The sequence below is a fragment of the Mesorhizobium sp. genome, from assembly GCF_005063415.1.
Lineage (GTDB): Bacteria > Pseudomonadota > Alphaproteobacteria > Rhizobiales > Rhizobiaceae > Mesorhizobium.
In genome coordinates this window covers 10,218-25,746 of the sequence record NZ_SUEG01000079.1, presented here as the reverse complement: position 1 = coordinate 25,746, position 15,529 = coordinate 10,218, and the positions used below count along the sequence as shown (strand labels likewise).

The following is a 15,529-nucleotide window of genomic DNA, read 5'->3' as shown; positions in this document are numbered from 1 at the left end:
GGCAATACTCGGGCCGGACATCAGCCCCTCCCCGTCGCCGCTCATCGAGGTCAGGCCGTAAGCGAGAGCTCCGAACGCCAATATGGCGAGTCCAGCGCCGCCGAGATCGAGGCTGCGCTTTTCCGCCGGCGCGTCGGCAGGGACCTTGGCCAGCAGAAGATAGATCGAGATAAGACCGAGCGGCAGATTAATGGCGAAGATCGCCCGCCAGATGCCGTCGCCGAACGCCGACAGCACGAAGCCGCCCAGCACCGGGCCGAGCGCCGTCGTCAGTGCCGATGCCGCGGCCCAGATGCCGATCGCCCGCCCGCGTTCCTTTTTTGGATAGGCTTTGGCGATAATGGCCAGGCTGCCCGGCACCATGATGGCCGCTCCGACACCCTGGATAGCCCGAAACGCAATAAGCACCGCCGGGTTAGGCGCCAACGCGCAGGCGAGCGAGGCGGCGATGAACAGGACGATGCCGGCGACAAAGGAGTGGCGCAGGCCGAAGCGATCGCCGGCGGCGCCGCCGACGAGAATGAGGGCTGAAAGCGTCAATGCATAGGCATTGGAAATCCATTGTGCCTCGGCAAGGCTGGCGCCGAGGTCAAGGCGGATCGCCGGCGTCGCAATGGCCAGGACCGATCCGTCGATGAAGCCGAGCGCGGAAGCCAGGATCGCGGCGATCAGCACGAACCGCCGCTGCGCCCGCGGACAGAACGTGTCGGCGGGAAGCGAGCCGGTCAGGGGAACGGCGCCGGAACCGACTTTGGTTGGCGTGTGCATGCCGCCTTACCTAGACCGCCGATGCGCCGGCGACAACCGGCCAGCAGGCTGTTCTCGTTGAAAACAGCCCGAACCTGGCCACTCAGGCAGGGTCACGCCGATCCGGGTGCAAACGGCAGATGCCGTGCTAAGCTTCTAGCAGCGCTAAAGACAAGGGGGAAATACCGCATGAAACGACCGCTCGAACCCTCGGCGGAAGGACGCGGGCGCGTCGTCGGCATCACCGACGGCGTGTTCGCCATCGCGCTGACCCTGATCGTTCTCGAGATCAGGGTGCCGTCGCGTGAAACGGTACATTCCGAAAGCGAGTTGATCACCGCGATCACAGCACTGGCACCGCGCTTCCTGCCCGAAAATGGTGGCTTCCGAGAACCGGAGCGGAGCGTACTTTTGGGTACGTGAGCACCGGAAGCGCAGGAAGCCGCCGTTTGCAGGCCGGCATCACCTGAGTATCAACATACCCTACTCGACGAACTCCACCGTCACGCCGGGCGACACGATCTTGGCCAGCTCGCGCGCGTCCCAATTGGTCAGCCGCACGCAGCCATGGCTTTCGGTCTTGCCGATCTTTGACGGATCCGGCGTGCCGTGAATGCCGTAGGTCGGCTTGTCCAGCGCGATCCAGACCGAGCCGACCGGGCCGTTCGGCCCGGGCGGGATGGTCAGGATCCTGTCGTTTTCGCCCTGCTTGAAATTGATGTTCGGGTTGTAGGTGTAGTTCGGGTCCAGCGCGACACGCGACACCGTATGCGTGCCGGACGGCGACGGCGTGTCCGACGAGCCGATAGTTGCCGGATAGGCCGCGACCAGCTTGCCAGCCGCGTCGTAGGCGCGGACCTGCTTGTTGGCCTTGTCGGCGATGATGCGCGCCACCGGCGTCGCCACCAGCCTGCCGAAATTGGCGACCTTGATGATGGTGCCTGGGCGATTGAAATTGGCCTCTGGATTGAGCGATTTCAGATAGGCCTCGTCCATGTGGAAGCGCTCGGCCAGCGCTTCGGGCACCGACGTGTAGCCCATGCGGTCGAGCTGGGCCTTTTGGCTGTAGTCCTCCGGTATCGAGGCGACATAGGGGCCGGCCGCATCCTCGGGCGTGATCGTATAGGAGGCGAAGGCATCGCCGCCGGATTGCGCCAGGGCCGCCTGGATGCCGATCGCGTCGGTCGATTTCAGATTGCTGCCGGTGATCTCATTATAGGCGGCGAGCGCCTTATCGACATTCGAGCCGAAGCGTCCGTCGATGACGCCGGGCGACGCACCGGCACGGTCGAGCAGCACCTGCAGCGCCGCCACGTCCTCGCGGGCGCCGAGCGCAAGTGACGGGTCGACCGCCGTCTTGCCGCCGGTGGTTGGCGGCAAGACCGCCTGCTCGTTCGGCACTGTCGGCTCGACCGGCTCGATCGAGGCCTCGTTGAGGGGCTGGCGCTCGATGGTGCGCGGCGTCACCGGCTGCGCTGCCTCCGGATAATCGTTGCCGTAGCCGTCATCCCGCGGCGCTTCGGGGAACGCTTCCACCGAATTGTCGCCATTAAAGTCGTAGTCGTCGGCCGGCGGCACGATGATCCTGCCCTGGTCTTCCAACTGCCTGCGGCGGTAACGCGCCATGTCCTGCGGGTCGTCGAGATAATAGCGGTCGTCCTCGACCGGTCCGAGATTGCGCAAGCGCTCGCGGCGCAAGGCACGGCGGTCGAGCCTGGTCTGCGGCGGCTGGACGGCGATAACCTTGCCGGTCTCTGCATCGACGATGACGCGGTTTCCCCTAGCGTCGTAGTAGATATCGAGATTGCCGTTCTGGGCGATCAGAACGCCGCCCGGATCGGCGGCGCGAACAACCCCCGGCGCGGTGTCCGCCAGGGGTGAGGCCATCGCATTAGACGCCAGCAGCCCGGCAGCAAGCGCTGAAAGGGTGAAGATGGTGCGCAACATGGTGGCCAAGATTCTCCGGTCCGTAAATGCCGCCGTCGGCGTTGTCCCCTCAGAGCGCCGCGCGTCCTTTCGGACGCGAAAAGGTCGCTCCAACACCTAAATCTCCGCATCGTGCTTTCCGAACATCGAATTCGATCTTCGGGCCGATGCGGCAGGCGAACCCCTTCGACGGCAAATCAGTTGTCAACCATAAGCTTCCAATATGAACCGGGCATGAAGATGGCGGATTTCTGGCCGATCAACCGACAGTGAGCCGCAATTCCTTGCGTGCCTGCTTCGTCAGCTTCAGCGCGACAAGACGGTGGCTTTCGCGCAGATAATCCTTCAGCGCCTCATCATCCATGCTTTCGCCTGTCTGGCGCTGGATCCATTTCATGCCGCGCGAGGCGAGATACGGCGCCGGCCGAAGGCCCGGCTGTTCCCTCAGCACGTCATAGGCGATATCGGAGCATTTGAAGGTGACGAACGGCTCCTTGCCTTCACTCCAGCCGCCGATCGCAAACACCTTGCTGCCGACTTTCCAGACATGGGCGCCGCCCCACTGCACGACGTGGGTCGTCGAAGGCAGCGAGGCGCAGAAACTGTTGTAGTCGTCCAACGTCATCTGCGCCCCGCCAGTGGTGTTAGACCATGAACCGAAGGTCGGCCGATTTTTCGGAAAAGATCATGGTCAAAATTGAAGATAGGAATTCCATCCCGATTCGATCGGGATGGAACAGGCTCTTGGCTTGAAGTCAGGCCGCCGCCTCGGTTGCCACGACTGCCGGCTTCGAGCGGAAGTTCAAGCGGTCGGAGCCGGCGGTGACCTTGACGGTCGAGCCGTCGAGGATCTCGCCGAGCAGGATCTTTTCCGCCAGCGGGTCCTGCAATTCCTTCTGCATCACCCGCTTCAGCGGCCGCGCGCCATAGGCCGGGTCGTAACCCTTGGCCGCCAGCCAGTCGATCGCCTCCTGATCGAGCGAAAGCGATATCTTGCGGTCGACAAGCAGGTTTTCCAGGCGCTTGAGCTGGATTTGGACGATCTGGCCCATATCCTGGCGGCGCAGCCGGTGGAACAGGATCACCTCGTCTATGCGATTGAGGAATTCCGGCCGGAACGAAGCCCTGACGACGTTCATCACCTCGTCGCGCACGACGTCGACATCCTGGTCCTCGCTAAGATTGACGAGATATTCGGCGCCGAGATTGGACGTCATGATGATCAGCGTATTGCGGAAGTCGACGGTGCGGCCCTGCCCGTCCGTCAGCCGGCCGTCGTCGAGCACCTGCAGCAGCACGTTGAAGACATCAGGATGCGCCTTCTCGATCTCGTCGAACAGCACGACCTGATAGGGCCGGCGCCGCACCGCTTCGGTCAGCGCGCCGCCTTCCTCATAGCCGACATAGCCGGGAGGCGCGCCGATCAGCCGGGCGACCGAGTGCTTCTCCATGAACTCCGACATGTCGATACGCACCATGGCGCTCTCGTCGTCGAACAGGAAGCTGGCCAGCGCCTTGGTCAATTCGGTCTTGCCGACGCCCGTCGGCCCGAGGAACATGAACGAGCCGAGCGGCCGGTTCGGGTCCTGTAGGCCGGCGCGCGCGCGGCGAACCGCTTTGGACACCGCCTGTACCGCCTCACCTTGGCCGACGACGCGCTTGCCGACCTCGTCTTCCATGCGCAACAGCTTGTCGCGCTCGCCTTCCAGCATCTTGTCGACCGGGATCCCCGTCCAGCGCGAGACGATATGGGCGACATGGTCGGGGCCGACCACTTCCTCGACCATGCCGGCCTTGCCATCCCTGGCTTCGGCCTGCTTCAGCTGCTTTTCGAGTTCCGGGATTTTGCCATAGGCAAGTTCGCCGGCGCGCTGGAATTCACCCTTGCGCTGGGCAATGGCAAGTTCGTTGCGCGCCTCGTCGAGCTGCTTCTTGAGGTCGGCGGCAAGCCCGAGCTTCTGCTTCTCGGCCTGCCATTTCGAGGTCAGCTCGGTCGATTCCTCCTCGAGGTTCGAGAGTTCCTGCTCGAGCCGGGCGAGCCGGTCCTTCGAGGCATCGTCCTTCTCGACCTTCAGCGCCTCGCGCTCGATCTTGAGCTGCATGATGCGGCGGTCGATCTCGTCCAGCGCCTCGGGCTTCGAATCGACCTGCATGCGGAGCCGCGACGCGGCCTCGTCTACCAGGTCGATCGCTTTGTCCGGCAGGAAGCGGTCAGCGATGTAGCGGTTGGACAGGGTTGCGGCCGCGACCAATGCCGAATCCGAGATGCGCACCTTGTGGTGCTGCTCGTATTTCTCTTTCAGGCCGCGCAGGATCGAGACGGTGTCTTCGACCGTCGGCTCGTCGACGAAGACCGGCTGGAAGCGGCGGGCGAGGGCCGCATCCTTCTCGACATGCTTGCGGTATTCGTCGAGCGTCGTTGCGCCGACGCAGTGCAGCTCGCCGCGTGCCAGGGCCGGCTTCAGCAGGTTCGACGCATCCATGGCGCCATCCGCCTTGCCGGCGCCGACCAGGGTGTGCATCTCGTCGATGAACAGGATGATGCCGCCGGCGGCAGACGTGACTTCGGAAAGCACCGCCTTCAGCCGCTCCTCGAACTCGCCGCGGTATTTGGCACCGGCGATCAGCGACCCCATGTCGAGCGCCATCAGTTGCTTGTCCTTGAGCGATTCTGGCACATCGCCATTGACGATGCGCAGCGCCAGCCCTTCGGCGATCGCCGTCTTGCCGACGCCGGGTTCGCCGATCAGCACCGGGTTGTTCTTGGTGCGACGCGACAGCACCTGGATGGTGCGGCGGATTTCGTCGTCACGGCCAATGACGGGATCGAGCTTGCCCGCACGGGCGTCCGCCGTCAGGTCGCGCGCGTATTTCTTCAGCGCGTCGTAGCCCTGCTCGGCGCTCGCCGAATCGGCGGTGCGACCCTTGCGTACGTCGTTGATGACCTGGTTCAACGCCTGCGGCGTGACACCGGCCTTGGCCAGGATGTCGGCGGTCTTGGCCGACTTTTCCATGGCCAGCGCCTGCAACAGCCGTTCGACGGTGACGAAGCTGTCACCGGCCTTCTTGGCCAGTTCCTCGGCGGTCGAGAACACCTTTGCCAGCGGCTGCGCCAGATAGAGCTGGCCATTGCCGCCTTCGACCTTGGGCATAGCCTCCAGTGCCGTTTCGACGCCAAGCTTGACGTCACGGACATTGCCGCCGGCGCGCTCGATCAGTGACGCAGCCAGGCCTTCGTCGTCGTCGACAAGGACCTTGAGGATATGCTCGGGGGTGAATTGCTGGTGATTGCGGGAAAGCGCCATGGTTTGCGCGGACTGGATAAAGCCGCGCACACGCTCGGAATATTTTTCAAGATTCATGCCTGTCTCCTTCCGTCACCGGCCCGCTTCGCGGCACCGGATCAGATTGCGGTGACGGACCCGCCCGTTCGAGCCGGATCCTGTTCACGCAAGATATGGGACGCAAACCACGGACCCTCAAGACGCCTCGACACTGGCGGACGCATAATATCCCGAGCGCGCAAAACAAAAACGGCGGAGATTTCTCTCCGCCGTCTGTGCATGTCGCGCAAAAGCGTGCAGCGGTTTTGCGATAACGACATGCATCAAAACAAGAACCTAAAGCGCGTCGCATGAGGCCGGTCGACGCGATGCGCTTTAGGGTAAAGGATGCGCTAAGATCGGCTGAACGTTTTTTCGATCAATTCTCGACGTCTGCGATCACAGCTTGACCGCCGGGGCCTTCAGCCGGCGCTGCATCGACATTACCAGCGTCGGTGTTGCCAGTCTCGGCATTGCCCGTCTCGGCATTGCTTGTCCCGGCACTGTCAGGGCCGGCGTTGTCGTTGCCGCGATTTGCCTGTTCGACATCGAGGCGCGGGCGACGCGGACGCCTGGGGCGGCGGGCCGGGCTGCTTTCGGCAGCGGCTTCGTTGAGCTCGGCCTGGGCGGCGAGACCCGCCGGCGAAAGGTTGTCGAATTGCGGTGAGGGCTCGCTCACAAAGACCGGCTCAGCGGCCGGCACGGGCTCCGCCTGCGCCGGCGTCTCGTCGCGCCGTGGCTGTTCGACGCGCTGGCCACCCTGCTGCTCGCCGCGCGAGCTATACTCGCCGCGCTGGCCGTTCTGGCCGTAACCGCCATTGGGGCGACGGTCGCGGTGGCGTCCGCCATTGTTGTCGCGGCCGTCACGGTTGTCGCGACCGCCGCGATTGTCGCGGCTGTTTTCCTGGTTCAGCGCCAGCTCGGCCGGCGTGCCGTCGATGACCGGCTGCGGGCCGGCCCCTTGATTGATCGTCGAGCCCGATGTCTCGTTGGCATTGTTGTTGCCGGCATTGTCGAACTCGTCGCGATCCTCGTCGCCGTCATCGTCGAAATCGTCGCGATTCTGCTGGGCGTTCTGGATCGGCATCTGCGCCTGAGCGGCTGCGATGATGCGGTTATAATGCTCTGCATGCTGGAGATAGTTTTCCGCCATCACCCGGTCGCCGGAGCTTTGCGCGTCACGGGCAAGGGTTGCGTACTTCTCGGCAATCTGCTGAGCCGATCCGCGGATCTTCACGTCCGGGCCGTTGCTCTCGTAGTTGCGCGTCAGGGGATTCGGCCCCTTACGGTTGTTGTTGTTATTGTTGTTGCCGCCGCCGCCATTGTTGTTGCGACCGCGCATGCGCCTGTTTTGCTGTTGTGGCCTCATTAGACTCTCTTCACTTTGAAATTTTCGAAAAACTCTTCACGAACGGAGGCGCTCATGCGGCCAGCCGTTTCGTTCCTTCACCGGCGTTCGCCCGCATCAATTGCGTTGGCGCCACGTGCCATCCTGTTCCGGTTACTTCACTTGCCGGACGATTCCCGCACGAAGCTTGGGCGTCGTTTGCGCAAGAAGGCAGCTATTTCCAAGGAAAACCGAATCGCTAAGAGCACTGCCTGCTTCGTCTCATCCGGTTAAGGCGACCCTAGCCGCATTCCCCGGTATTGCCAAGCGCTTTTTTCGCACTGCATCACGGCTTCCACCGTTCGAACACAAGAACTCTGTCGTTTCCGCCGAGATCACGAAACGCACCGACAGAACGGTACCCGGCCGCGGAGAATATCTCCGTAACCTGTTGGTGCTGCGTATGGCCGATCTCGACCGCAATCCTGCCTTGGAGTTCCAAATACGCTGCCGCTCCTGCGGCGATCTTCCTGTAGGGGCTCAGACCGTCCACGCCGCCATCGAGGGCCTGGCGTGGATCGAAACCGCGGACCTCGTCCTGCAGATTTCCAATGTCGTCTGAGGGTATATAGGGAGGGTTTGCGACAATTACATGGTACCGGCCAGAAACTTTTTCAAACCAGTCGGATTTGAGCGCCGTGAACCGGCCGGCGAGCCCCAATTCCCCGGCATTACGCATGGCTGTGGCCAGCGCCTCCTGCGAAATGTCGACGCCCGTGGCGGTCGCGGCCGGAACGGCGCTGAGCAGCGCCAGCGCGATGGCACCGGTACCCGTCCCTAGATCGAGGATGCGGCAATCGCCCTCGCGTGCCGCCATTGCCTTGACGAAGGGCAGTATAGCCTCGACCAGCGTTTCGGTATCCGGCCGCGGCTCCAGCGTTTGCGGCGAAAGCGAAAGGCGCAAGCCGTAGAATTCGCGGTAGCCAAGGATCCGGTGTACCGGCTCGCCGGCGATGCGCCGCCGCAAGGCGGCTTCGATTGCCGCCGTCACGTCCGCATCGACCGCTCGCCCGGGATCGGCGATGGCCTGCGTGCGACTGGTGCCGGAAAAATGCTCGACGATGAGCCTGGCATCGAGCGCCGGATCCGCAACCCCGGCTGCGGCGAGCCGGTTTCGCGCCTCCTGCAGCAGCGGCGCAAGCGTGCCGGGCAGGCTGTCAGCCATCGATGCCGATATCGGCGAGCAGCTTCGACTGGTGATCGGCTATCAGCGCGTCGATGATCTCGTCGAGCTCGCCCATCATCACCCGGTCGAGCTTGTAGAGCGTCAGGTTGATGCGATGGTCGGTGACGCGCCCCTGCGGAAAATTATAGGTACGGATGCGCTCCGAGCGGTCGCCCGAGCCGACCTGCGACTTGCGCGATTCGGAGCGTTCCTCGTCCGCCTTGCTGCGCTCGAGATCATAGAGCCTGGCGCGCAGGATCTGCATGGCCTTCGCCCGGTTCTGGTGCTGCGACTTTTCCGCCTGCACCACCATGATGCCGGTCGGCAGATGGGTGATGCGCACGGCCGAATCGGTGGTGTTGACGTGCTGGCCGCCGGAACCCGAGGCGCGCATAGTGTCGATGCGAATGTCTTCTGCCCTGATCTCGATATCGACCTCTTCCGCTTCCGGCAGCACCGCGACCGTTGCCGCCGAGGTATGAATGCGTCCGCCCGCCTCGGTCGTCGGCACGCGCTGCACCCGGTGCACGCCGGATTCGAATTTCAAATGGGCAAAGACTCCCTTGCCCGAAACGGTGGCGATGATTTCCTTGTAGCCGCCGACCTCACCCTCGCTGGCCGACACCGTCTCGAAACGCCAGCCACGCGCCGCGGCATAGCGCTCGTACATGCGAAACAGGTCGCCGGCGAAAAGCGCCGCCTCGTCACCGCCGGTGCCGGCGCGGATTTCGAGGATGGCGTTCTTGTCGTCGGCGGCATCCCTTGGCAACAACAGGATCTGGATGTCCTTCTGCAGCGCCTCGATGCGATCTTTGACCTCCGGCAGGTCGGCCTCGGCCAAGGCGCGCATCTCGGCGTCGGTGCCCTTGTCGGCGAGCATCGCCTCCAGATCGGCCTGTTCGCGCTCCGCGGCGCGCAGTGCCCTGATCTTTGCCGCCATCTCCTGGATGTCGGCATATTCGGAGGCCATCCTGACATAAGCGTCCGGCGCCGGCCCGGCCGACATCTGCGCTTCGAGCATGTCGAAGCGCTTGACGACTTGATCCATACGGTCGCGGGGCAGGTTGATCATGGCGAAGTCTATAGCGGTATAGAGCGGTCGTCGGCAAAGGCTTGCAACAGCGCCCGCATCGGCAGGCCATGCGCCGGCGCCATCAGATTGTCGTCGAAGAACGCTTCCAGCTCGCTGAGCGGCAGTTCCGTCAGCATCGCCTTGACCGGGCCGATCGATGCCGGCGACATCGAGATCGAGCGGTAGCCAAGGCCGATCAGCGCCATCGCCGAAATCGGCTTGCCGGCAAGTTCGCCGCACAGGGTCACCGGCGTATGGTTGCGCGCCCCGGCGTCGGCAATCTGCTTCAGGACGCGCAGGAACGGCGTCGAGAGCGGGTCGAAGCGGTCGGACAATTGGGTGTTGCCGCGATCCACCGCCATGACGAACTGGAACAGGTCGTTCGAGCCGACCGAGACGAAATCGACCGCCTTCATCAGTTCGTCGAGCTGGAACAGCAGCGACGGTACCTCCAGCATCGCCCCGAGCTTCAGGCTGGTCGGCAAATGATGGGCAAAACGCGACAGATGCCGCACCTCGCGATCGATGATCTCGCGCGCCTGCGCGATCTCGCCGAGTTCCGTTACCATTGGCAGCATCAGCTTCAGTTCGCGTCCACCGCACGCCTTGAGCAGCGCGCGGATCTGGGTGCGCAGCAATCCGGGCCGGTCGAGCGTCAGGCGGATGGCGCGCCAGCCGAGCGCCGGGTTCTCTTCCTGGATCGAGCCCTTGAAATAGGGCAGCACCTTGTCGCCGCCGATATCGATGGTGCGGAACGTCACCGGCTTGCCGCGCGCCGCCTCGAGCACGTCACGATAGAGCCGCTCCTGGGCTTCGGCGCGCGGAAAGGTCGAGGCGACCATGAATTGCAGCTCGGTGCGGAACAGGCCGATGCCGGCCGCGCCCGCTTCGGCCAGTTGCGGCAGATCGACAGCCAGCCCGGCATTCATCAGAAGATCGACCTGGACACCGTCCTTGGTCACCGACGGCTTCTTGCGCAGCTCGCGGTAGACCTCCTGCCGCCGCGCCCTGAAGCGCACTTTCTCGGCATAGGCCGCCTCGAGGTCGGGCTGCGGGCGCAGATGGATCGCGCCTTCCTCGCCGTCGACGATGATGGCATCGCCGTTTTCCGCCATGGAAACGGCGCCCTTCATCTGGCCGGCGACGGGTATGCCCATGGCCCGCGCCACGATGACGACATGGCTGGTCGCGGCGCCGTCCTCCAGCACCAGCCCGCGCAGCTTGTCCCTGGGATAATCGAGCAGCTCGGCAGCACCCATCGAGCGGGCGACTATGATGGCGTCCTTGGGCAGCGAGGCCGCGACGTCCTCCGGACCGCGCCCCATAAGCTGCCGCAACAACCGATTGGCGAGATCGTCGAAATCGCTCATTCGTTCGCGCAGGTACGGATCGGTCATGTGCAGCATGCGGGCACGCATGTCGCTCTGCACCTTTTCGACCGCCGCTTCGGCCGTCAGGCCGTTGCGGATCGCCTCCTCGAGCCGGCGCACCCAGCCGCGGTCGTTGGCGAACATGCGATAGGCTTCGAGCACCTGGCGATGCTCGCCCTCGAAGGCGACGTCGCGGCGCTCCAGCATGTCGTCGATGGACAGCCTGAGCGAGCCGAGGGAGGCGTCGAGCCGCCTGACCTCTTCCTCGCTGTCCTCGTTGAAAAGGTTGGTGACGACGATGCGAGGCTCGTGCAGCACCACATGGCCGAGCCCGACGCCTTCATTGAAGGACAGGCCGGTAAAGCTTACCGGGCGGCGCAGATCGAGCTCGAGGCCGGGCCTTGTCAGCCGCTCCAGATCGCCGGTGGCGATCATCTCGGCGATCACCATCGCCGTTGTTTCCAGCGCCTCGACCTCGTCGTCGCGATAATGGCGCATGGTCTTGTTCTGCACGACCAGAACGCCGAGCGTCCGCCCTGCCCGCAGCACCGGCACGCCGAGGAAGGAATTGTATATTTCTTCCCCAGTCTCCGGCAGGTAGGCGAAGGCAGGATGCTCCTGTGCATTGGAGAGGTTGAGCGGCCGCGCCGAGGCCGCAATCGTGCCGACCAGGCCTTGGCCCAGCCTGAGCTGCGCCAGGTGGACGGCGTTCGGGTTCAGGCCTTCGGTGGCGTAGAGTTCGAGCACCGAATCGGCGCGCAGCACATAGAGCGAGCAGACCTCGGCAACCATGTTGGAGGCGATGTCGCGCACGATTCGGTCAAGCCGCTCCTGCGGCTCCAGCGGCTCTTGCATGAGCTCGCGGAGCCGTTTCAGCAAAACGCGCGGGCCACTGGCCGAATCACGCATCGCGGCTTCTTCTCCAATAGCGTTTCAACCGGTGCAGGTTGCCCTGCACAGCGGCACAAACGCAACAACTCAATTAGAGCGCCATCGTCCAATTGGACGCATAAAGGCCGCTCCAAGACTTTCGATCCGCTGCATCCTGCCTTCCGAAAATCGACTCCCGATTTCGGGCCGATGCAGTCTGCTACTGCTTATCCAGACCGTACACGGAATGCAAAGTGCGAACTGCTAGTTCCGTATAGGGACCGTCGATCAGGATCGAAATCTTGATTTCGGACGTTGTGATGGCGCGGATGTTGATCGCGCGGTCGGCCAGCGCCTTGAAGGCGGTGGCGGCTACGCCGGCATGGCTGCGCATGCCGATGCCGATGACCGAGACCTTCGACATGCCGGCTTCCGACTGCACCACATCGTAGCCGATCGTCGCCTTCAGCCGCTCGAGCACGGCAAGCGCCTTGTCGACGTCGCCGGATGGCACGGTGAAGGTCATGTCAGTGAACTTGCCGTCCTCGGAAATATTCTGGACGATCATGTCGACATTGATGTTGGCCTCGGCCAGCGGCCCGAAAATGCCGGCGGCGACGCCCGGCCGGTCGCCGACGCGGCGCAGCGAAATCTGCGCCTCGTCCTTGGCATAGGCAATTCCGGTGACGACCTGCTGTTCCACGATCTCTTCCTCGTCGCAAATAAGCGTTCCCGGCGGATTGAGCAAATCCCCCATTCCGGGTGCATCGGGATCGTCGAAGGACGACCGCACAAAGGTACGCACCCTGTGCACCATGGCAAGCTCGACCGAGCGCACCTGCAGGACTTTGGCCCCGAGCGAGGCCATTTCGAGCATTTCCTCGAACGAAATCTTGGCCAGCCGCCGCGCCTTCGGCTCGATGCGCGGATCGGTCGTGTAGACCCCGTCGACGTCGGTGTAGATGTCGCAGCGGTCGGCCTTGACCGCCGCGGCGATGGCGACTGCGCTGGTATCGGAACCGCCGCGGCCGAGCGTTGCGATCCGATTGTCCGGCCCGATGCCCTGGAAACCGGCCACCACCGCCACCTGGCCTTCGCCGAAGCGCTTGATCAGGAACGCACCGTCGATATCGAGAATGCGCGCCGCGCCATGCGCGTTGTCGGTCTTGATCGGAATCTGCCAGCCTTGCCAGGAGCGGGCGTGCACGCCGATATTCTGCAGCGCGATCGCCAGCAAGCCGGCGGTGACCTGCTCGCCGGACGCGACGACGGCGTCATATTCGCGCGCATCGTGCATCGGCGAAGCCTCGCGCGTCCATTGCACGAGCTCGTTGGTCTTGCCGGCCATCGCCGAGACCACGACGGCGACCTCATGGCCGGCGTCGACCTCGCGTTTGACATGACGCGCCACATTGCGGATGCGGGCGATGTCGGCGACGGACGTTCCGCCGAATTTCATCACGATGCGCGCCATGGAAGCGAAATGCCTTTGACTGGATGCCGGACCGAAGGCCGAAGAGCGAAAAATGCGCCAAGCTGTGGCCGGGCGCTCAATGCGCGGCCTCCTTAGCCAAATGACAGTCGTTTCGCAAGGCGTTCCGCCGCTGCCGGCCGGGCGCCACACCAGCGCAGCATCGCGCCCGCACTGCTTCTTGCCACAATGGTGCGCGCTTCAGCCCAGCTGTGCCGTGGCTCTCCACAGGCGCGGATAGTCGAGGACGAAACCGAGCGGCGAGACCTCCAGCATCTCATTGTAGCCGAACATCGGCGCGGCATAGGCGTAGTGTGCCGCATCGACGCGCTGATAGGTCTGTTCGAGGCGAACGAGCCTGAGTTCGGGAAATGTCAGATAGGCTGCCGGTGCGGGGGTCGCCGTGCCGACATCGAGGGCAAAACGGCGAAGCGCCAAAAGGTTTGTGGCGGGGGTGAAGCCGAGATCGACATCGATGAGACCGTCGACTTCCGCTTGATGCTCGCCGTTCAGCGTCCATTGGCGCTCGGTCAGCCGGTCGATCCTGTAATGCAGCTCTTGCGTGCCGAGGAAACCGTCGGCGCGCGCCGATCGTGTATGCCAATCGGCGTCGCAGTCCACCTCGTAGGCGATGCTGCACGGCTTGCCGTCCTGGACGAAAAGCGCGTGTCCCATGAGGTCCCACCCGGAACTCGCTTCCGACAGCAGGCAAGCGTCGTGGCCTTCCTGGTCAAGCCGGCGCCAAAGAATGGAAGCTACCGTCCGCATCGTTTTGCACTCCTTCGAACACGATGTCTCTGCTTCGTCCGCCAGAGCCTAGGTGTTTCCTTCCGGCACACCATCAACTGACACGTGCTGACACAAATGCAGCCGGCAAAAGGCGGCGCCGGCAGGCGTCGCGCGCATCGCGCCGCCGGCGGTGAATTTCGCGCCTTGACATTCGCAGCCTCGCGCCCGACTTCCTAGCGTCCGAGGAGACCACGCCATGCCAGAGCCCCGACGATCGACGATCGATGCCGGAGAGGTGGAACGCTTTTCCGCCCTTGCCGCCGAATGGTGGAACCCGAACGGCAAGTTCCGCCCGTTGCACAAGTTCAACCCGATCCGGCTTGCCTATATCCGCGACCAGGTGGCGGCCCGCTTCGGCCGCGACCCGCGTGCGGCACGGCCGTTCGAAGGCCTGCGCTTCCTCGACATAGGCTGCGGCGGCGGACTTTTGTGCGAGCCGATGGCGCGGCTTGGCGCCGAAGTGGTCGGCGCCGATGCCTCCGTTACCAACATCGAAGTGGCCAAGCTGCATGCGGCGGAAGTCGGCGTGAGCGTTGATTACCGCGCCACGACCGCGGAAGATCTGGCCGACGCCGGCGAAAAGTTCGATGTCATCCTCAACATGGAAGTGGTCGAGCATGTCGCCGATGTCGATCTGTTCCTGGCCAAATGCGGCGAGATGGTCAAGCCCGGCGGCATCATGTTCGTCGCCACCATCAACCGCACGCTGAAGGCCCTGGGCCTGGCCATCATCGGCGCCGAATATGTGCTGCGCTGGCTGCCCCGCGGCACCCACCAGTTCGGCAAGCTGGTGCGCCCCGAGGAACTCGAAAAAGCGCTTGCCGGCGCCGGCCTGACCGTCATCGACCGCACCGGGGTCACCTACAGCCCGCTCGCCGACCGCTGGCAGCGCTCGAAGGACATGGATGTCAACTACATGGTGCTGGCGGAGAAGGCATCCGTCTGAAGCTTACGCCTTCTGGCCCCTATGTCTTCTGGCCCCTATGTCTTCTGGCTTTGCGCCTTGGTGGTGATGAACACGCCGGCGGTGATGATGATGGCACCGGCCCAGGTCAGTAGTTGATAGCGCTCGCCGAGGAAGAGCGTCCCGGCAAACAGCCCGACCGCCGCCGCGACATAGCCGATCTGGCTGAGATAGACCGGGCCGCCGACGGCTTGCAGCCGGAAGAAGAAGGCGAACATCGCCGAGGCTGATGCCACCTGTGCCGCAGCGATCAGCGGCACGCCGCCCAGCGAGCCGAATGCATTGCCGCCCAGCAGGACCAGAATGCCGGCAAGCAGCATCAAGGCTGCTGCCAGATGGCTGCCGACGGCGAGCTCGATCGGGCCGGTGCCTTCGGGCCAGTCGACGGTACGGTAAATGTTGCCGCCGGCGAGGCTGACCGGGATGAGCAGGCCCATCGCAACCC

13 protein-coding genes are annotated in these 15,529 nt (G+C 63.9%); 2 read left to right on the top strand and 11 right to left on the bottom strand.

The features are described from left to right. The coding region (locus E5W70_RS20190; protein ID WP_292661395.1) for an MFS transporter at positions 1–768 on the bottom strand (768 nt) is incomplete at its 3' end. 168 nt (positions 769–936) lie between these two features. Here E5W70_RS20190 and E5W70_RS20185 point away from each other — a divergent pair. After that, the gene (locus E5W70_RS20185) at positions 937–1,170 is read left to right on the top strand and encodes a TMEM175 family protein (RefSeq protein WP_292661392.1); all 234 of its coding nucleotides are present in this window, start codon (positions 937–939) and stop codon (positions 1,168–1,170) included. A 60-nt stretch (positions 1,171–1,230) separates the two neighbouring features. Here the strand turns inward: E5W70_RS20185 and E5W70_RS20180 are convergent, their stop codons facing one another. The 9 genes from E5W70_RS20180 to E5W70_RS20140 all read right to left on the bottom strand — a co-directional run bounded on the left by E5W70_RS20180 (position 1,231) and on the right by E5W70_RS20140 (position 14,099). After that, on the bottom strand, positions 1,231–2,694 hold the full coding sequence (locus E5W70_RS20180) for a L,D-transpeptidase family protein (protein ID WP_292661400.1): 1,464 nt from the start codon (positions 2,692–2,694) through the stop codon (positions 1,231–1,233). Positions 2,695–2,932: 238 nt separating this feature from the next. Then, on the bottom strand, positions 2,933–3,298 hold the full coding sequence (locus E5W70_RS20175) for an MmcQ/YjbR family DNA-binding protein (protein ID WP_292661389.1): 366 nt from the start codon (positions 3,296–3,298) through the stop codon (positions 2,933–2,935). Between the two features lie 130 nt (positions 3,299–3,428). Beyond that, positions 3,429–6,035, bottom strand: coding sequence for an ATP-dependent chaperone ClpB (gene clpB / locus E5W70_RS20170; RefSeq protein ID WP_292661385.1), 2,607 nt, complete (start codon positions 6,033–6,035; stop codon positions 3,429–3,431). Positions 6,036–6,375: 340 nt separating this feature from the next. Further along, positions 6,376–7,365 (bottom strand): DUF4167 domain-containing protein, encoded by a 990-nt coding sequence (locus E5W70_RS20165; RefSeq protein ID WP_292661382.1) that lies wholly within the window; start codon positions 7,363–7,365, stop codon positions 6,376–6,378. A gap of 304 nt (positions 7,366–7,669) precedes the next feature. Next, positions 7,670–8,548, bottom strand: coding sequence for a peptide chain release factor N(5)-glutamine methyltransferase (prmC, locus tag E5W70_RS20160; RefSeq protein ID WP_292661379.1), 879 nt, complete (start codon positions 8,546–8,548; stop codon positions 7,670–7,672). Beyond that, positions 8,541–9,620: a peptide chain release factor 1 gene (prfA, locus tag E5W70_RS20155; RefSeq protein WP_292661377.1), complete on the bottom strand. Its 1,080-nt coding sequence runs from the start codon at positions 9,618–9,620 to the stop codon at positions 8,541–8,543. The genes prmC and prfA overlap by 8 nt, the downstream gene beginning before the upstream one ends. 8 nt (positions 9,621–9,628) lie before the next feature. Beyond that, the gene (gene ptsP, locus E5W70_RS20150; RefSeq protein ID WP_292661374.1) at positions 9,629–11,899 is read right to left on the bottom strand and encodes a phosphoenolpyruvate--protein phosphotransferase; all 2,271 of its coding nucleotides are present in this window, start codon (positions 11,897–11,899) and stop codon (positions 9,629–9,631) included. 181 nt (positions 11,900–12,080) lie between these two features. After that, positions 12,081–13,334 carry an aspartate kinase gene (locus E5W70_RS20145; RefSeq protein ID WP_254816709.1) on the bottom strand — a complete coding sequence of 418 codons (1,254 nt, stop codon included), beginning with the start codon at positions 13,332–13,334 and terminating at the stop codon, positions 12,081–12,083. A 198-nt stretch (positions 13,335–13,532) separates the two neighbouring features. Further along, the gene (locus E5W70_RS20140; RefSeq protein WP_292661371.1) at positions 13,533–14,099 is read right to left on the bottom strand and encodes a putative glycolipid-binding domain-containing protein; all 567 of its coding nucleotides are present in this window, start codon (positions 14,097–14,099) and stop codon (positions 13,533–13,535) included. 217 nt (positions 14,100–14,316) lie between these two features. Here E5W70_RS20140 and ubiG point away from each other — a divergent pair, with 217 nt between their 5' ends. Further along, positions 14,317–15,066 (top strand): bifunctional 2-polyprenyl-6-hydroxyphenol methylase/3-demethylubiquinol 3-O-methyltransferase UbiG, encoded by a 750-nt coding sequence (gene ubiG / locus E5W70_RS20135; protein WP_292661367.1) that lies wholly within the window; start codon positions 14,317–14,319, stop codon positions 15,064–15,066. A 35-nt stretch (positions 15,067–15,101) separates the two neighbouring features. Here the strand turns inward: ubiG and E5W70_RS20130 are convergent. After that, the coding region (locus E5W70_RS20130; RefSeq protein WP_292661364.1) for an EamA family transporter at positions 15,102–15,529 on the bottom strand (428 nt) is incomplete at its 5' end.